This window comes from Desulfonatronum parangueonense (genome assembly GCF_054656975.1).
The window spans coordinates 3,168,723-3,187,148 of record NZ_BAAHXH010000003.1 but is presented as its reverse complement, the minus strand read 5'-3'; the positions used below and the strand labels follow the sequence as shown (position 1 = coordinate 3,187,148).

The 18,426-nt window shown below is 54.3% G+C and carries 13 protein-coding genes; 12 read left to right on the top strand and 1 reads right to left on the bottom strand.

The window, feature by feature from the left end; genetic code table 11:
- The 7 genes from gyrB (at position 1) to ACYQ15_RS14380 (ending at position 11,273) form a co-directional block, all read left to right on the top strand.
- Positions 1–2,382, top strand: a complete 2,382-nt coding sequence (gene gyrB, locus ACYQ15_RS14410) for a DNA topoisomerase (ATP-hydrolyzing) subunit B (protein WP_459938204.1) — start codon at positions 1–3, stop codon at positions 2,380–2,382.
- Positions 2,383–2,452: 70 nt separating this feature from the next.
- Positions 2,453–4,891, top strand: coding sequence for a DNA gyrase subunit A (gyrA, locus tag ACYQ15_RS14405; RefSeq protein WP_459938203.1), 2,439 nt, complete (start codon positions 2,453–2,455; stop codon positions 4,889–4,891).
- 206 nt (positions 4,892–5,097) lie between these two features.
- Entirely contained in the window at positions 5,098–5,727 is a 630-nt protein-coding gene (gene lolA / locus ACYQ15_RS14400) for an outer membrane lipoprotein periplasmic chaperone LolA (RefSeq protein ID WP_459938202.1), read from the top strand.
- A gap of 493 nt (positions 5,728–6,220) precedes the next feature.
- Positions 6,221–7,216: a tetratricopeptide repeat protein gene (locus ACYQ15_RS14395; RefSeq protein WP_459938201.1), complete on the top strand. Its 996-nt coding sequence runs from the start codon at positions 6,221–6,223 to the stop codon at positions 7,214–7,216.
- Positions 7,217–7,243: 27 nt separating this feature from the next.
- Positions 7,244–8,671, top strand: coding sequence for a sigma-54-dependent transcriptional regulator (locus tag ACYQ15_RS14390; protein ID WP_459938200.1), 1,428 nt, complete (start codon positions 7,244–7,246; stop codon positions 8,669–8,671).
- 109 nt (positions 8,672–8,780) lie between these two features.
- Positions 8,781–9,209, top strand: a complete 429-nt coding sequence (locus ACYQ15_RS14385; RefSeq protein WP_459938199.1) for a thioredoxin family protein — start codon at positions 8,781–8,783, stop codon at positions 9,207–9,209.
- 279 nt (positions 9,210–9,488) lie between these two features.
- Entirely contained in the window at positions 9,489–11,273 is a 1,785-nt protein-coding gene (locus tag ACYQ15_RS14380; protein WP_459938198.1) for an ABC transporter ATP-binding protein, read from the top strand.
- 8 nt (positions 11,274–11,281) lie between these two features.
- On the opposite strand, the gene ACYQ15_RS14375 is transcribed toward ACYQ15_RS14380, so the two are convergent.
- Positions 11,282–12,313 carry a glucokinase gene (locus tag ACYQ15_RS14375; RefSeq protein WP_459938197.1) on the bottom strand — a complete coding sequence of 344 codons (1,032 nt, stop codon included), beginning with the start codon at positions 12,311–12,313 and terminating at the stop codon, positions 11,282–11,284.
- A gap of 737 nt (positions 12,314–13,050) precedes the next feature.
- Between ACYQ15_RS14375 and ACYQ15_RS14370 the strand changes: the two genes are divergently transcribed.
- From ACYQ15_RS14370 to ACYQ15_RS14350, 5 genes are all read left to right on the top strand, one after another.
- Positions 13,051–13,674: a TMEM165/GDT1 family protein gene (locus ACYQ15_RS14370; RefSeq protein WP_459938196.1), complete on the top strand. Its 624-nt coding sequence runs from the start codon at positions 13,051–13,053 to the stop codon at positions 13,672–13,674.
- A gap of 40 nt (positions 13,675–13,714) precedes the next feature.
- Positions 13,715–14,686, top strand: coding sequence for a UDP-glucuronic acid decarboxylase family protein (locus tag ACYQ15_RS14365; protein ID WP_459938195.1), 972 nt, complete (start codon positions 13,715–13,717; stop codon positions 14,684–14,686).
- 393 nt (positions 14,687–15,079) lie between these two features.
- Positions 15,080–15,805 carry an acetolactate decarboxylase gene (gene budA / locus ACYQ15_RS14360; protein WP_459938194.1) on the top strand — a complete coding sequence of 242 codons (726 nt, stop codon included), beginning with the start codon at positions 15,080–15,082 and terminating at the stop codon, positions 15,803–15,805.
- 227 nt (positions 15,806–16,032) lie between these two features.
- Entirely contained in the window at positions 16,033–17,046 is a 1,014-nt protein-coding gene (locus ACYQ15_RS14355; protein WP_459938193.1) for an amino acid ABC transporter substrate-binding protein, read from the top strand.
- Positions 17,047–17,244: 198 nt separating this feature from the next.
- Positions 17,245–18,426, top strand: a complete 1,182-nt coding sequence (locus ACYQ15_RS14350) for an amino acid ABC transporter permease (RefSeq protein ID WP_459938192.1) — start codon at positions 17,245–17,247, stop codon at positions 18,424–18,426.

Genomic DNA, 18,426 nt, shown 5'->3' with positions numbered 1-18,426 from the left:
ATGCAAAACGATCCCAAATATACCGCAAGCAACATAACTGTTCTCGAGGGACTTTCCGCTGTCAGGAAAAGACCATCGATGTACATCGGCAGCACAGGTCTGCAAGGGCTGCACCATTTGGTGTATGAAGTCGTGGACAACAGCATCGACGAATCCATGGCCGGTTATTGCAGCAAAATTACTGTCCAGCTGCATTTGGACAACAGCATCACGGTCAGCGACAATGGTCGCGGCATTCCCGTGGATATTCATCCGAAAGAGAAACGGCCGGCTGTTGAGGTCGTCATGACCGTGCTTCATGCCGGCGGCAAGTTTGACAAGGATACCTACAAGGTTTCCGGTGGACTGCACGGTGTAGGCGTTTCCGTGGTCAATGCGCTTTCATCCTCCCTGGAAGTAATCGTCAAACGGGACGGCAAACGCCATTTCCAGCGTTATGAACGCGGCATTCCGGTCACGCAACTCAAGGAAATCGGAGAATCCAAGAGCACTGGGACCATCATTCGCTTTCATCCGGATGAAGAAATTTTTGAGAGCGTTGAGTTCAACCCGAACACGCTCAAAAAACGATTCGATGAGTTGGCGTACCTGAACAGCTCCATTGAGATTGAATTCATCGACGACCTGAACAATGCCGTACATTCCTTCAAGCATGAAGGAGGAATCGCTTCATTCATCAAGGACTTGAACGCGACGGAACAAACCATCGGCCAGATCATCTCCGGATCCAGCGAAGCGAACAGCATCATCACGGACTTCGCCCTGCAGTACAACACGACCTACAAAGAAAACGTGCAGACTTTCGTGAACAACATCTGCACCCACGAAGGCGGATCACATCTTGTTGGTTTCCGGACAGCCTTGACCAGGGCGATCAATAATTATGCCCAGAATTCGGAAATGGCCAAGAAAATCAAGGTCAAGATTTCCGGGGACGATGTTCGCGAAGGGTTGACCGCGGTGATCAGTCTGAAACATCCCAACCCCCAGTTCGAGGGCCAGACCAAGACAAAACTTGGCAACAGCGAAGTCAGCGGTATCGTCACCGCCTCGGTCTACGAGACCCTGACTAGGTATTTTGAGGAAAATCCGAAAGACGCCCGGGCGATCATCGAAAAAATCGTCGATACGGCCAGAGCGCGGGAAGCAGCCAGGAAGGCCAAGGAGCTGGTCAGACGCAAGGGAGCGTTGTTTGATTTTTCCCTGCCCGGCAAGCTCGCCGACTGCCAGGCCAAGAAACCCGAGGAAAGCGAGCTGTTCATCGTTGAGGGTGATTCGGCGGGCGGTTCGGCCAAGCAGGGCCGCAACCCGAAGTATCAGGCCATACTTCCCTTGCGTGGAAAGATACTCAACGTTGAGAAAACCCGGATGGACAAGATCTTGTCCAACAAGGAGATCCAGGCTTTGATTACGGCCATGGGCGTGGGCACCGGCGATGAGGATGTGGACTTGAACAGGCTGCGGTATCACAAGGTGATCATCATGACGGACGCCGACGTGGACGGATCCCACATCCGGACTCTTCTGTTGACCTTCTTTTTTCGCAAGTTCCGGTCCCTGATCGACAATGGCTATGTGTATATCGGACAACCGCCTCTGTATCGCATCCACAAGGGCAGTTTCGAAAAATACATCCATGATGCGGAGGAAATGGACAACTTTCTCCTCGAGAAGACCTCGGCCCAGTTTTCCCTGCAGGGTGAGCAGGAGGATCTGATTGAAAACTCCAAGCTTTTATCTTTGCTGAAAATGGTCAAGAGCATTCACTCGGCGGCATCGGAATCACGCAATCTCGGGCTGACCACGGAATTGTTTTTTCGCCTTGTTTCTTACCGGCAACGTCTCGATGAAGACCTGCGGGACATCAACCTGCCGGCGTTCCAGGAATACATGAAGCTGCACGGTTTTTTCGTGGACCTCACTCATGAGACGTCGGAAATTGAAACCGTGGTCATTATGCGCTTTACCCATGAAAACGGATACTTTCTGAAGCTCAAAGGCGAATTTTTCAAATCCAAGAATTACGTTAAATCCTATGATTTGATGAGCACGATCATTGAGGAGTATGGAACGTCCTTTTTCAAGGTATTCAAGGGCACTGAGCAGGTTGCGGAAATGGATCTTTTTGAAATTTATGAATATCTGCTCGGTGAAACCCAGAAAATGTTCAATATTCAACGCTACAAGGGCCTGGGCGAGATGAATCCTGAACAGCTTTGGGCCACGACCATGAATCCGGAAGCTCGAACACTGCTGCGGGTTGGGGTGGAGGATGCCGGCGAGGCGGATCAGATTTTTTCCCGACTCATGGGCGACAATGTCGAACAACGGCGATTGTTCATCGAAAAGAACGCTCTGTTCGTCGACCAACTGGACATTTGATCAAACCGTCAATTCAATTTTTCATGCCTTACGGCAGGCCCATCGCGAATAATCTTTTTCGGGAGTCATTGTGAAGAACAGCATATTTATTGAAGAAGAGATGCAGCGCTCCTACCTGGAGTATTCCCTCAGCGTCATCATCGGGCGCGCCATTCCGGATGTCCGGGACGGTTTGAAGCCGGTCCACCGCCGCATTCTCTACGCCATGCACGACCTGGGAAACACTTATAACCGCGCCTACAAGAAATCCGCACGAATCGTTGGTGACGTCATCGGTAAATACCACCCCCACGGTGACAGCGCGGTCTATGACGCCATGGTGCGCATGGCTCAGGATTTCTCGATGCGCGAACCCCTTGTGGATGGACAGGGCAACTTTGGATCCATTGACGGCGATGCTCCCGCGGCAATGCGGTATACCGAAGTACGGATGGCCAAGCTTACCTCCGAGTTCCTCCAGGACATCGAGAAGCAGACGGTTCCCTTCCGTCCCAACTACGACAATACCCTGCAAGAACCGGAGGTCCTGCCGACAAAGGTCCCCAATCTGCTGCTCAACGGTTCCTCGGGTATTGCCGTGGGCATGGCCACCAACATTCCGCCGCACAATCTCGGAGAATTGATCGACGGTCTGCTGTTGCTTTTGGACAAACAAAATGTCGAGGTGGCTGATCTGCTGGAGTACATCAAGGGACCCGACTTCCCTACCAGCGGTTTCATCTACGGCCGCCATGGCATCATCGATGCGTACAAGACCGGCCGCGGTTCAATCAAAATTCGGGGCAAAATCGAAGTCGAGGAACGGTCCAAACAGACCGAGTCCATCGTGATCACCGAAATTCCCTACGCACTGAACAAATCCAACCTTGTCGAGAAAATCGCCCACATCATCCATGAGAAAAAAGTGGAAGGGGTCAGTGATCTGCGCGACGAGTCCGACCGCAACGGAATCCGCATTGTTCTGGATCTGAAAAAGAACGCCATTCCAGAAGTGGTCATCAATGCGCTCTACAAATTCACTCCCCTGGAAACATGGTTCGGCTTCAACATGCTCGCGGTGGTGCACAACCGCCCTCAGCTTCTGAATCTGAAAGAAATTCTGGAACTGTTCATTGAGCATCGCAAGGAAGTGGTCCTGAATCGGACCCGCTTCGATCTGAACAAAGCCGAACAACGGGCCCATATTTTGGAAGGATTGAAGATCGCCCTGGAAAATATCGATGAGGTCATCGAACTGATCAAATCCTCCAAGACACCGCTTGAAGCCAAGGAAAAGTTGATCGACCGTTTCGGATTCACTGACGTGCAGAGCCAGGCCATTTTGGACATGCGACTGCAGCGTTTGACCAACCTGGAGCGGGACAAGTTGCTGGCAGAGTATCAGGAATTGCTCAAACGTATCGAATATCTGAAAAGCATTCTGCAGAATGTGGACGTCCTCATCCAGGTGATCCGCGAGGAATTGGTGGAAATCAAGAAGCTTTACGCCACGCCGCGAAAATCGATCATCGTGGAAGAGGACGCCAGCAGCATCAACATGGAGGATCTGATCGGCGATACGGAAGTGGTGGTCACACTGTCACAGCGTGGTTACATCAAACGAACGCCCATGGACATTTATCAGCAGCAAAAACGGGGCGGAAAAGGCATCTACGGCGTATCCATGGTTTCCGAGGACATCATATCCCAGGTTTTTACCACCACGAACCACAATTACATTCTCCTGTTCACCAACAAGGGGCGGATGTATCAAATCAAGGCCTACAATATTCCCGAAGGGTCGCGAACAGCGCGAGGAATTCACGCCTCCAACCTGTTGCCCCTGGACAAGGACGAGAGCATTGCCACGGTGATGACCATCAAGGACTTCTCCACAGACAAGGATTTTCTCTTTGCCACCAAGAAGGGCATCGTCAAACGCTCTCAGGCGCAACTGTACGTCAATTGCCGCCAGAGCGGTTTGAAAGCCGTGAACCTCAATTCGGACGACGAATTGATCACGGTTCGGGAAATTTCAGCCCATGCCGAAGTCCTGCTGGTAACCAAGCACGGCAAATCGATCCGTTTCTCCAGTTCTGAAATCCGCCCCACCGGACGCGCCACAGCGGGGGTCAAGGGCATCGTGCTCGCCCATTCCGATCAGGTTGTTTCCTGCGTTGTGACGGACGATGACCAGCGACATGAAGTTCTGACCGTCTCCTCCAACGGCTACGGCAAGCGGACCCTGCTGGAAAACTACCGCAGTCAGTCCCGGGGTGGCAAAGGCGTGATCAACATGCGCGTGACCCCGAGGACCGGGCACGTGGTCGGATCAGTCCTGGTGCAACCCGAAGATGAATTGCTGCTGCTGACCAGTGCGGGAAAGATCATCCGCATCAATGTCGCGGGAATCAGTCGAGTCGGTCGGGATGCCCAGGGGGTCACGCTGGTGCGGATGGAGGCGGACATGATGGTGGTCGGTTTTGACCGGATTGATGAGAAGGAACTGCTTGAAAACGGTGCGGAATAGATCGCAAACATGAATGACAAGCCGTGGCCAAAAGTTTCATTTCCTGTATTTTGTTCACCTCCGGTCCGGCTTGTCATCTTGGTTTTGAAATATTACCCTTCATGAATCCGGAAAACTTCTCGTTCAGTTCGGTTATCCGTTTAAGTTCGAGAAAATCATCGTGATTCCGCCGTCCTTGCCGGCTTTGGAGTAATATGGAGGAATGAATGAAATTTCTATTGGCAATTTTTTCTGTGACGTTTTTCCTGACGGTAACGTCTGTTTATGCCGACGAAGGAACCTTGGCCAAGATTCAACGGCAGTATGAATCCATTGAGTCCTTTCAGGCTGAGTTCACCCAGGAACTGTCCGTTGCCGCCAGTCGAGAAATTGATGAGCGGCATGGACAATTATTTTTTCAGCAACCAGGTTTGATCCGGTGGGAGACGGTGAGCCCGGAAAAGGAACTACTGGTTGTCGGGACTGAATTGGTATGGAACTATTTCGAAGAAGAGGAAACCGCTTATCGTTATGCGGTCGAGGATGTTCTCGGATCGGCCATGGTGCTGCGCATTCTTTCCGGTCAGGCCCGTCTGGATGAGGATTTCATCACCGAGGAGGATCTCAGTGATGATGCCAAATATACGGTTATTCGGCTGCGTCCGCGCAATCCTGAACCAAACCTGGTGGAAGCGACGATCTGGGTTGATCCAGACACTTATTTGCTGCGGCGCATCAAGGCCGTGGACTTTTACGGCAATACCAACCAGGTGGAACTGGAAAACCTGCGTTTGAATCCCGAACTTGATCCGGATCTGTTTGAATTCACTCCCCCTGACGACGTGGTAGTTCGGTAAGCGTGCAACATCTTGCATCTTGCGCAGGATTCCGAGTTTTTGTTCAGTTTCTTTCCGGAAATCGACAATAAATTTGTAACTATTCAGCACATACACTGTGATCACTCGCCAGAGTTGGATTCCGACTTTCGCCTGAATGACGTATCATACTACGTCCTTTCAAAGTTTAGTCATACTGGGGAAGGCCGGTATCCAGTCCGATTTTTCTCGGATGAACTGAGTGTACATAAAATTTTACTATTCAATATGCGGTACCTGATCATTTTCCAGCACTGGATTCCGGCGTTCGCAGGAATGACGAATCCGAGCAAGCCGTACCTGCTTTAGTCAGACCGGCGGTATCGCTATCCGGATCTTTTTCTGGCTCTGCTGAGTAGTTTCAAACTTTAACTTTAGCCCCTCTATGCCCAAGCCGATATTGATTTTATTTTGCATATTGATGGTGGCTTGCCTGGTAATTCAGTCAAGAATCGAAGTCCGGGCGGAAACCGCCATGGACGAGTTGGAGCAAGCCATCTCGGCTGATCCGGATAACCCCCAGCTTCTGTTCCAACGGGCAAAGCTGCATTTGGATAAAAATGCCTATCCCAGAGCGGTGTTGGATCTGGATCATGCATTGCGATTGAATCCGCAATTTGTCCAAGCTCTGGCCTTGCGGGGCGAGGCGTATTTGCGGATGGGAAATCCGGCGCGTTCCAGACAAGACTTTGCTCAGGCCCTTGTTCTGTCCCCGGTACATGAAGCTGCCCGCTTCGGCCTGGCGGACGCCCTGCTGCGTTTGGGTGAAATCAATAGGGCCCTTGAGGAACTCAACCAGCTCATTCGAACCAATCCAGAACATGTCGAGGCCCGGTTAATCAGGGGGAAATTATTTTCAGATCGTGAGGACCATGCCCAAGCCGTATCCGATTTTGACATGATTCTCTCTAAAAATTCCGGGATGCCGGAAGCCCTCCTCGGCAGAGGGAAAAGTCTGCGCGAACTCGGTCGACTGGAAAATTCCCTCGCGGACCTGAACGAGGCTGTTCGCCTTGATCCTACTGCCTCCTCGCTCATGGAGCGCGGTCTCACTTTTGGTCGTTTAGGCGATTTGGATTCCGCGTTGCGTGACTTCAACCAGGCACTCAACATTTCTCCAAGAAATCCGGAAGTACTTCTGCATCGGGCCAAGCTGTATGCACTTGTCGGGGATCATCGCCGTGCTGCAGCGGATTTCTCACAGGTTCTCCGGGATAATCCGAATAATATCCACGCCCTTTTTGGAAGGGGATTGGCTCATCAGGAACTGGAGCAATTTTCGCAAGCGTTGGATGATTATTCCCAGGTGATCCGACTGGATCCCACCAGCTCCAGCGCATTGAACAATCGAGGCATGATTCTTCTGCAACTTGGGCAATTGTCATCCGGGTGCACGGATTTGCAGGCCGCCTGTGATTTGGGGTTGTGTACCACGTTGAATTTTGCTCGAAAGGAAGGATTTTGTCCGTGACACTCGCTCCCAACCGAGAGGTCTACCATGGCGCAAATAGTGATAGTTGACGACGAAGAGGACATCCGCATCACCTTGCGCGGCATTCTGGAAGATGAAGGGCATGAAGTTCTGGAAGCGGGCAGTGGTGAGGAAGGCTTGGCCCTTTTGGCCGGACTGAATCCGGATCTGTGTTTTTTGGACATATGGCTGCCCGGAATGGATGGCCTTGACGTCCTGGAACATCTGCAGATCACCGCTCCGAATTTGCCGATGATCATGATTTCCGGACACGGAAACATCGAGACGGCTGTCACGGCCATCAAGAAGGGCGCATTCGACTTCATCGAAAAGCCCCTGTCTCTGGAAAAAGTTCTGGTAACCACGGCCAAGGCCGTAGAATTCAAGGAACTTCGGCAAGAAAACATGGTTCTGCGCAGCCAGATCCGCAATAGCCGAGTCCAGAATCTGACCGGTGAAACGCCGCAAATTCAGCAACTGCGGCAACAGGTCCTGCAGGTTGCTCCCACTGAAGCCTGGGTCTTGATCACCGGGGAAAACGGCACGGGCAAGGAAATCGTGGCGAGGTCCCTGCATCATCTCAGCCGCAGGAACGGGAAACCGCTGGTGGAAATGAACTGCGCGGCCATTCCTGAAGAATTGATTGAAAGCGAACTTTTTGGTCATGAAAAGGGAGCGTTCACCAGCGCCGACAAGGCGCAGATCGGAAAATTCGAGCTGGCTCACGGGGGTACGCTTTTTCTGGACGAGATCGGAGACATGAGCCTGAAGACCCAGGCCAAGATCCTACGCATTCTTCAGGAGCAACGCTTCGAACGGGTGGGGGGGCGAAAGACGATCCAGGTGGATGTCCGGGTGATCGCCGCGACGAACAAGGATTTGACAGAAGAAATCAGAGCCGGTCGGTTCAGAGAGGATCTTTACTACCGGCTGAAGGTTTTTCCGTTGCATGTGCCGCCCTTGCGTCATCGTACCGAGGACATTCCCTTGCTGTTAGCCAGTTTCATGGAAGATCTGGTCAAAACCCAGGGCTTCAAGACCTTGCGGTTTCCACCGGAGACGATGCGCCGGTTGCAGCAATATCCGTGGCCGGGCAATGTCCGGGAGTTGAAAAATTTTCTGGAACGGCTGTGCATCATGTTTCCCGGTCAATGCATCACGGTTGAAATGCTGCCTCCGGAGATGTTCTCAACAAGCAGATCGGTATCGCTGAAAACACCAGCGTCCTCTGCCGGAGAAGGGGCTGTCTGCAACGCGTACAGCCCCTTCGAAGCGGATTCCTATCCATGGCCCGCGGATTTTAAGGCTGCCCGGGCTCAATTTGAAGCAAAGTTCCTGGAAGACAAATTAAATGGCTGCAATGGAAGCATTACCAAGCTGTCCGAGGTCATCGGGATGGAGCGCAGCTATTTATACAAAAAGTTGCGAGGGTTTGGGTTGTTGGCTTCGGAGTAGTCAAATCCAGTCGACAAGAATATCGTAATTGCAAGAGAACCTGGACCTGATATTTTTCTTTCACTCGTCCATGTTGATCATGTTCCATCAAAAGAGAGAATAAATCGAAATGACCACCTACAGTAAAGCCGGAATATTAGTTGTTATTGTTGCCCTGTTTGCCTCCGTGGCGATGATCCAGCATTACACCGCCACCCAGTCGCTGCAACATGCTCAGGAGGTCGATCCGGGACCCGCTCTTCCCGGAGTGGCCGCGGAATTGCCAAGGTTGGTGAATTTGAAAACGCAAAATTGCATTCACTGCAAACGAATGGTTCCGGTGTTGCGGGAGTTGGAAGAGCAGTATGCCGACGCATTCTCCATCTATACATTTGATGTCGGCGTTCGTCCCGAGATCGGGCGATCCTTCGGAACGATCCGAACCGTACCCACTCTTGTCTTCATGGATCAGTCCGGGCGGGAGATCTTTCGCTTTGAGGGCTACATGTCCAAGTCCGAAGTCCTGGAACGCTGGCGCAGCCTGGGCTTGACCGTCTGATTCAGTTCTGCCCGCCCTTCAGAAAAATCCTCGAATCATGTAACTATTCAGTTCATCCGGAGGGTGGTCATTCACCTGCACTGGATTCCGGCTTTCGCCGGAATGACTTATCGTGGCAAGCTGCATATATTCAGTCATACCGGCGAACGCCGGTATCCAGATCTTTTTCGCGGATTTTGCTGAATAGATACCGAATCATCAGCTTTTTAGCCGGATGAATCCGGACATCCGGCTGCTGTAAACAGTTACCTGCCTGCAACCCGGGGAATCGAGTTTTAAATGCAAGTGCAAGATCAGGAACACGACCATTCCTCCTCCCTGGGCACCTATCTCTGGAAGATTTTTCCTTTTGTAGCCCCATACAAAGCCCGCATCGGAACCGGTTTGGCCTTGAATGCCATGGCACGGCTTTTTGACTTGCTGCCCATGGTGATCATCGGACTGGTCGTGGATGCTGTCACCAGGCAGGATGCCTTGGGCGTCAATACGGATGCTTTGATCTGGTTCGGTCTGGCGATCCTGGGCACATACCTCGGCCTGGCCGTTTTTCAGAGCCTGAGCGACTATTGTCTTGATTCCATGGCCCAGCTGGTTCGCCATGATTTGCGGCTGGCCATATACGGTCACATGCAAGGTCTCGATGCGGGATTTTTCGAGGAACGCCAGACCGGAGATCTTCTGGCCGTGGCTTCCAACGACGTGGACAATCTGGAACACTTCTTTTCCGACGTCACCACCAGCATAGTCCGTCTGGTGATCACTTTCGTCGGGGTGTATGGTTTCTTGTTCTGGCTGGACTGGCGGCTCGCCCTGCTCCTACTCGCGCCACTTCCCTTCGCCGTCATAGCCGTGCGTTTTTTCGCCATTCGGGTCCAGCCCCAGTACCGCAAGGCGCGCCAAGCCGTGGGGGAAATCAACAGTGTCCTGGAAAACAACATCCGCGGCATCGGCGTGATCCAGGCCTTTACCGCGGAACAGGAACAGCTTCGCCTGGTCTCGCGACGTTCCCAAGAATATGTGGATGCCACGATTACCGCGGCCAGGGAACGAGCCAAATTCATTCCGTTGATCTACATGGTGGCCGGCGTAGCCTTTGCCTTGCTGATCACCGTGGGGGCAGGAATGACCGCGATGGAGGGTGGACCGAGTCTGGGCAATTTCACCACGTTCATCCTTTTTGCGGTGCGCCTGGTTCTGCCCTTGTTTGTCTTCGGCATGCTGATCAATCAGATCCAGCGTTCCGAGGCCTCGGCGCGGCGGATTTCCCAGTTCCTGGGCACCCAACCGCGAGTCATGGACAAACCTGACGCTTCAAGTCTGAATGCTGAACCGACAAGCATCGCCTTTCAAGGTGTCGGGTTTGAATATCTGCCCGGCAAGCCTGTGCTGCGGGATGTCAATTTCCAATTGAATCAGGGCCGCGTGCTGGGGATAGTAGGACCGACAGGCGCGGGAAAGAGTACTCTGGTCAAGCTGTTGCTCCGATATTACGACCCGCTTTCCGGCGCAGTTCTGGTGAACGGCCGGTCCCTGAGCACGCTTGGGCTGCAGAGCTTCCGGCGTCACGTTGGATATGTTTCCCAGGAAGCCTTTCTTTTCTTTGGCACCGTTGCGGAGAATATCCGCCTGGGTTCTCCGGACGCGGATCTGGGCGCAGTTCGCCACGCTGCGCATATTGCCGGCGCGGATGAATTCATCGAACAGTTGCCCAAGGGGTATGATACCTTGATCGGAGAACGGGGCATGAAGATTTCAGGAGGGCAACGCCAGAGGATCTCCCTGGCGCGGGCGATATTGCGCGATCCGGCTTTGATCGTTCTGGACGAGGCGACCTCAGCCGTGGACACGCGGACGGAAGAATTGATTCAGGCCAATCTGCTGCGCTTCAAGCAGGGCCGGATGACCGTGGCCGTGGCCCATCGTCTGTCCACGATTCGACACTGCGACGAGATATTGGTGCTTGTGGAAGGAACCATTGCCGAGCGCGGCACCCATGAGAGCCTGCTGGAGAAGGGTGGAGTCTATGCCGGGCTGTGGCGGGTTCAGAGCGGAGAGATGCAATAAAGCAATGTTTAACTGCCTGAATCATCGCCATGAACAAGCTTGTCGCGTTGTGGTGCATCAGCCGCAAGCCGAGCGGCCAGGGCCGCTCCCCACAGTCCGCTGTCCTCGTTGGTGTTCAAAAAGACAGGAATGGCCCGCAGGAGATCGCCGTAATTCGGGTTGTTGTGAAATTCAAGCATGAATTCCGGATGCTGGACCAGGATCGGGTTCTTTGCGGCCACGCCGCCGGCAATGTACATTCCCCCCGTTGCCAGAACATTGAGGGCAAAATGGCGGCAGGCACGACCGTAGAACCGTGCAAACCACAACAGAACCGGAGAATCATCGTTCATGGCCGCGGCAGCCTGGTGCGGCAAAACCTTGTTTCCGAAATGGAAATGGTGCAACAAGGCCAGCCCCTGCCCGGAAACGATCACATCCGCGTAGACATAATCCAATCCCAAGCGCTGCATCACAAAGCGTTCAAAGCTGCGTTCCTCATGATTGGTGAACGCAAACGCGACATGTCCCGCTTCCGAAGGCAAGGCGAGATAGCGCTCCTCCGGCAGAGGCACCAGCATGCCATGTCCCAAGCCCGTTCCGGCTCCGATCACGCCCACCACGCCTTGAACGTCGGGATGGCCTTCATTGATCGGCACTGCCTGATCCACCGCCCCGGTTTTGCACGCATACGCCTGAGCGGCGAAATCGTTCAGGATGATCGTTGTTTCGGGCAAGCCTTGCAGATCCGTTCCTGGAATGTCGATGTCCCAGGGAATGTTCGGGGGGTTGGCATAGACCCCGTGCTGAACGGCGCCCGGAACAGCCAGGGCTGCCGCCCGGCATTCGTTCATCAAAGGGCCCAGGCGGCTCTGCTTGAGCAGGGATAGCAGCTCGACGAAAGATCCGGCCTGACGGGTGGGAATGCGGACCACGTCCGTTTTTTTCAACATGTGGTCATGGTATTGGAACAGAGCGAAACGACTGTTGGTTCCGCCGATATCCGCCGCAAGGTAACACTGTGGGGTGTGCCGTGGCAAGGAATGTGATGTCAAAGTCATGTCCGTGTCTGATGTTGGAATGAGATTGCAAAATGGGCGGGATCACCGTGCTTGGTTGAAAAAATCTATTTTACGTTAACGCACAGCGTAAGAGGAGACAACCGGATAGCCCATCTCCTGGTGGCTGAGCAGAAAATCATGACTTGTTTGTACTTCGGCCAGTTACGACATCGAAAAAAGATGAATTCTGAAGAAGATGCTTGCCCTATCTCAACTCACATTGTTAGAAGCATGGCCATGCGAAATGCATAATCAGATGAGTGGCCCGCGAATTAAATTTTTGTAACTATTCAGATGTGTTCCGGATTGTCTCGATTTTTCGACATCGTAATTCAGTCGCCGGCTTCGTAACATCCGGCACCTACCCCGCTATGTTGAACAAGGAAGATGTAAATTCATAATCGAGGGATAGGTGCCGGATGAACGAATCCCGGCTCAGTCAGACAGGCGATGCCGAAAAATCGAGACAATCCGGAACACTCCAGTCATGTAACTGCTCAATAAACTGAGGGAATCATGGTCTGGATGCCCGCTTTCGCGGGCATGACATGCTTGGAAAAGCGGTCGCATTGAAGTCATTCCCGCGAAGGCGGAAATCCAGCTTCAAGGTAGCGCGCAAGCTGTGTCCGACCATTTTGAGCAGTTACCCAGTCATATCCTGAATGTTCTGAGTAGTTACAAAAATCTTGATCGGATCCTCCGTCGTGGCGACAATAACTTCTGATGGAGGAATATGTATGGAACAATTTTTATTTGATTGGAAGTGGATGTTCCAGCTTGAATTCCTGGTTGCGGGTTGTACGAGTTTTCTGCTCATCTTCGTGGCGGAAATGGGCGACAAGAGTCAGCTGGTCTGCATGGTTCTCGCGGCCAGACATCGGGCTTTGCCCGTCTTGGCCGGCAGTACGGCGGCTTTCGCGTTTCTGAACGCCCTGGCGGTGATCTTCGGGGTGGCCATTGCCGGATGGATCCCGGAGCCGGTTGTATTCGGCATTGTTGCCCTGCTGTTTCTGATCTTCGGCATCCAGGCGCTGCGGACTCAGGAAGATGTTCCTCAGGAATGCAAAGCCCCGCCGAGCAGCCAAAGCATTTTTCTGACCACCTTTATGCTCATCTTCATGGCGGAATTCGGCGACAAGACCCAGTTGGCGGTGGTCGGGTTGAGCAGCACCAGCATTCCTTTTGCCGTCTGGACAGGAGCCACCCTCGCCCTGATCACCACGTCGGCTTTGGGCATCTGGGCCGGCTGCACCCTGTTGCAACGCATTCCCATCGCTCTGCTGCACCGGATCAGTGGTGTCTTTTTTATCATGCTGGCCTTGTTTGCCGCCTATCAAACATATCAGGCGCTGTTAATCTAGATTGGGCCTGGCCGGCTTCAACATCCAAAAGGACAAAATCATGCACATTCACAAGCGGGTATTGGTGACGGGCGGAGCAGGTTTTCTGGGGTCATGGCTGTGCGAACGGCTTCTGGAGCGCGAGTGCATGGTCCTGTGTTTGGATAACTACTTCACGGGCACGCGCATGAACATCGAGCACCTGATGGACAACAAGAATTTCGAGATCATGCGCCATGACGTGACTTTTCCACTGTTTATCGAGGTGGATGAGATTTACAATCTGGCCTGTCCGGCCTCGCCGATCCATTATCAGCATGATCCTGTGCAGACCACGAAGACTTCCGTCCACGGCGCCATCAACATGCTCGGACTGGCCAAGCGCACCCGGGCCAAGATCATGCAGGCGTCCACTTCGGAAGTGTACGGCAATCCGGTCATCCATCCACAGGAAGAGAGCTACTGGGGCAACGTGAACCCCATTGGACCCCGTTCCTGCTACGATGAGGGCAAGCGCTGCGCCGAGACCCTGTTTTTCGATTATCGCCGCCAGCACAATCTGCGGATCAAGGTGGCCAGGATTTTCAACACCTATGGTCCGCGGATGCACCCCAACGACGGCCGGGTGGTTTCCAACTTCATCGTCCAGGCCTTGCATGGTAAGCCTATCACCCTGTACGGCGACGGTTCTCAGACGCGATCGTTTTGTTATGTCGACGACCTGATCGAAGGTTTCCTGCGACTTATGGACTCGCCGGACGAGTTCACCGGTCCGGTGAACCTGGGCAATCCCGGCGAATTTACCATCCGGGAATTGGCGGAGAAGGTCATCGCCATGACCAATTCCTCTTCTGAAATTGTCTTCAAGCCGCTGCCCAAGGACGATCCCGAACGCAGGCGTCCGGACATTACCTTGGCCAAAGAGCGACTGGGCTGGGAGCCGACCGTCAAGCTGGAAGAGGGGCTGGTCAAGACGATCGAGTATTTCGAGCGTTTGATTCGGGAATACGGCGATACCTGCAGGGCGACCTGATCATCAGGAGCGAATGTACTGACACGCGCCAGGCCAAAAAGGACGGTAACTGTCCAGCATGCTACCGCCCCGCGGACTTTGGCATCGCAGTCGGCGTCGGTATCGGTATCGGGATCGCAGGCGGAGACATGAGTAGGTCTTCTCAACATTTTTCGAAACCGATTCCGACCCCGACCCCGATTTCGGAGGCAGATCGCACAACATGTACTGAGTTAGTAACAAAGGACGTAAACTCCAGCTCCATCCTGAAAGTAACTGCTCAATCACCCAAGGCAGGCAGACGCCGGATGCGCTTCGCTTATCCGGCCTGACGGATGTTCTCTGGAGTTTGCCCTGAATTCTTGAGCAGTTCATCCTGAAAGCACAAAGTAGTAGCCATAAAGGATTTTTTTCATGAATCAGCCCGGATACGAACATGATACCTTGTATCTTTCCGCGCCGGTAAACGCCCTGGTCGAGGGCATCTATCGCCAGAACACCACCCTGGGCCAGCTCAAGGAACATGGTGATTTCGGCTTGGGGACATTCAACGACCTGGACGGGGAACTGGTCCTGCTGGGCGGCTCGGCCTATCAGGTCACAGGAACCGGAGAGGTGCTCAGGCCGACGGATGACGTGCTGACCCCGTTTGCCTGTGTTTGCTTTTTCCGGGAACTGACCTTCGAGGATGTGGATAGCGGGTTTGTGGACATGGCTGCCCTAATGGCCCTGCTTGAAGCAAGTTTACCCTCGCCGAACATGATGTACGCACTGCGGATCGACGGCGACTTCGAGTTCGTGCGCACCCGTTCGGTACCCAGGCAGGATCATTATCGGCCCCTGGTGGAAGTGACCAAGGACCAGCCGACCTTTGAGATGAACAGTTTGTCAGGCACCTTGGCCGGCTTCTATACGCCCCGGTTCATGGCCACCATGAGCGTGCCCGGTGTTCATCTGCACTTCATTTCCGAGGACCGCGCGTTTGGCGGTCATCTGCTGCAATGCCGGGCCGTGCGGGCCCGGATCGGCATCCAGATCCTGCGCAGCCTGCGTATGGACCTGCCCGTGACGTTGGACTACATGACCGCTGACCTGCGGCGAGATTCCGAAAAGGATTTGGAAACGGCGGAAAAGGAATAATCGGCATCCAGTTGTTTTCGAGGTGTGTTCGGCTGCCCGCTTTTTGAGCAGACATCAGCAATGGAATGCCGGCTTCAACTTTTTTCTTGACTTCCCACCGCCTCCTGAGGAAATAGGGTCGGTTCTTTTATATCCTGCTCCTGAATTCGAACGGCGGTTTATGGGTTGCTTCCGGCGGACGGGAGTGGCCATCGTTGATCATACCTTTACCAATTTGGAGGAAGCAGATGATGCGCAAGGTTTTGTGTTTGGTTGCCCTGGCAACTGTTCTGTGGTCCGGTGTAGCCTGGGCGGACATGCTGGCAAACATCAAGTCCAAGGGGTTCATTTCCTGCGGCGTGGCCGGCAGGGTGCCCGGCTTTTCCGTACCTGACGAGCAAGGCGTCTGGAGAGGCCTGGATGTGGACTATTGCCGGGCCCTGGCCGCGGCTGTGTTCAACGATCCGGAAAAGGTCCGTTTCGTGCCCCTGACCACCTCGGAACGTTTTACCGCTGTGCAGACCGGCGAAGTGGACGTGCTCTCCCGGAACACCACCTGGACCTTCCAGCGCGACGTGGAACAGGGCATTGATTTTGCCGGGATCATCTTTTTCGACGGCCAGGGCTTCATGGTCAACAAGAACCTGGGTGTCTCCAGCGCAAAAGAACTGAACGACGCCTCCATCTGCATCCAGATCGGCACCACCACGGAAATGAACGTTTCCGACTACTTCACGACCCACGGCATGACCTACAAGCCCGTGGTCTTTGAAAGCGCGGACGAGGCCACGGTGATCTACGACTCCGGACGCTGCGACGTGTACACCACGGATGCCTCGGCCCTGGCCGCGCGGCGAACCACACTGTCGAACCCTGATGATCATATCATCCTGCCGGAAATCATTTCCAAGGAACCCTTGGGACCGTCCGTGCGCCAGAGTGATCCCCACTGGAGCAAGATCGCCCGCTGGACCCTGTTCGCCCTGATCAATGCCGAGGAACTGGGAGTGAATTCCCAGAACGTGGATCAGATGCTGGAATCTCCCAACCCCAACATCAAGCGCTTGCTGGGGCAGGAAGGCAATTTCGGCGAACAGTTCGGGCTGACCAATGCCTGGGCCTATCAGATCATCAAGCATGTGGGCAATTACGGCGAGATCTTCGACCGCAACGTCGGTCCGAATACGGCCCTGAAGCTGAGTCGCGTCCAGAATGACCTTTGGACCCGCGGCGGCTTGCTCTACGCTCCGCCGATTCGCTGATCCCCGGCGGCAAAGGCTGAACTCCGAATTGATCCGGCCGCCCCGCCAAGGCGAGGCGGCCGTTCTCTTGGCAATATCTCGGCACAACACGAAATGAACACCGCGGATTCATCGGTAAGAGCACTGCTACCGCTGGGGATCACAGATTGAAGCTCGTTCCAATCCATGCCCGTCTCTTCGCCTGATCCAGCCTCCGGTATGTACCGTACATCCCGGTTTGCCGCTCTTTCGGGACTGGCGAACAAGCCTGCGTTTCGCTCCGCAATCATTCAGCTGCTGGTATTTGCCGCGGTGGCCGCCGGGCTGTTCTGGCTGGTTTCCACCACGGCGGAGAATCTGCAGAGGGCCGGCATTTCCTCGGGATTCGGTTTTCTGAACCAGACCGCGGGGTTTGAGATCAGCCAGACCCTGATCGAATACTCCCGGGCCAGCACCTATGCCCGTGTCTTCTGGGTGGGCCTGTTGAACACCATGCTGGTCTCGGTGATCAGCATCGTGGCCTCCACCCTGATCGGGTTCCTGGTTGGCGTGCTCCGGCTGTCCTCCAACTGGCTGGTTTCGCGTCTGGCAGCGGCCTACATCGGCCTGGTGCGCAACATTCCCCTGCTGCTGCAGATTCTGTTCTGGTACATCGCCATCCTGATGCCCCTGCCCGGACCGCGCCAGGCCTATAGCCTCTGGGACGCTTTTTTTCTCAGCAATCGGGGGCTGATCCTGCCCCGACCCGAATTTCATCCCGGTGCCTGGCTGATCTTCGCATCCACCATCGTGGCCGTGCTCTCCGTGATCGCCCTGATCATCTGGGCCAGACGCCGCCAACGCCTGACCGGACGGATCTTTCCGACTTTTCTTTCGGCTCTGGGACTGCTGATCGTCCTGCCCGTGCTGGGCGCAGCCTTGGCCGGCTTCCCAGTCACCTGGGAGATACCGGAACTGCGAGGCTTCAACTTTCAGGGTGGGGTGACCCTGCTTCCGGAACTGACCGCCCTGATCCTGGCTCTGACCCTGTACACGGCGGGATTCATCGCCGAAAACGTCCGGGCCGGCATCCAGTCCGTGGACAGGGGACAGGAAGAGGCCGCCGCGGCCCTGGGGCTGCGGCCCGGTCCAATCATGCGCCTGGTAATCATCCCCCAGGCCATGCGGGTGATCATCCCGCCGTTGACCAGCCAGCATCTGACCCTGGTCAAGAACTCCTCATTGGCCGTGGTCATCGGCTATCCGGACCTGATCTCGGTCTTTGCCGGAACGACGCTCAATCAGACCGGGCAGGCCGTGGAGATCATCGCCATGACCATGCTCTTCTATCTGACCGTAAGCCTGCTCATTTCCCTGTTCATGAACTGGTACAACAAGCGGATGGCCCTGAAGGAGCGGTAG

Excerpts from the sequence above, each read along its gene's own strand:
- ACYQ15_RS14380 (WP_459938198.1), top strand. The coding sequence starts at position 9,489 with ATGCAAGTGCAAGATCAGGAACACGACCATTCCTCCTCCCTGGGCACC.
- ACYQ15_RS14355 (WP_459938193.1), top strand. The coding sequence starts at position 16,033 with ATGATGCGCAAGGTTTTGTGTTTGGTTGCCCTGGCAACTGTTCTGTGG.
- ACYQ15_RS14375 (WP_459938197.1), bottom strand. The coding sequence starts at position 12,313 with ATGACTTTGACATCACATTCCTTGCCACGGCACACCCCACAGTGTTAC.
- ACYQ15_RS14370 (WP_459938196.1), top strand. The coding sequence starts at position 13,051 with ATGGAACAATTTTTATTTGATTGGAAGTGGATGTTCCAGCTTGAATTC.
- ACYQ15_RS14385 (WP_459938199.1), top strand. The coding sequence starts at position 8,781 with ATGACCACCTACAGTAAAGCCGGAATATTAGTTGTTATTGTTGCCCTG.
- lolA (WP_459938202.1), top strand. The coding sequence starts at position 5,098 with ATGAAATTTCTATTGGCAATTTTTTCTGTGACGTTTTTCCTGACGGTA.
- ACYQ15_RS14350 (WP_459938192.1), top strand. The coding sequence starts at position 17,245 with ATGTACCGTACATCCCGGTTTGCCGCTCTTTCGGGACTGGCGAACAAG.
- budA (WP_459938194.1), top strand. The coding sequence starts at position 15,080 with ATGAATCAGCCCGGATACGAACATGATACCTTGTATCTTTCCGCGCCG.
- ACYQ15_RS14395 (WP_459938201.1), top strand. The coding sequence starts at position 6,221 with ATGGACGAGTTGGAGCAAGCCATCTCGGCTGATCCGGATAACCCCCAG.
- ACYQ15_RS14390 (WP_459938200.1), top strand. The coding sequence starts at position 7,244 with ATGGCGCAAATAGTGATAGTTGACGACGAAGAGGACATCCGCATCACC.
- ACYQ15_RS14365 (WP_459938195.1), top strand. The coding sequence starts at position 13,715 with ATGCACATTCACAAGCGGGTATTGGTGACGGGCGGAGCAGGTTTTCTG.
- gyrB (WP_459938204.1), top strand. The coding sequence starts at position 1 with ATGCAAAACGATCCCAAATATACCGCAAGCAACATAACTGTTCTCGAG.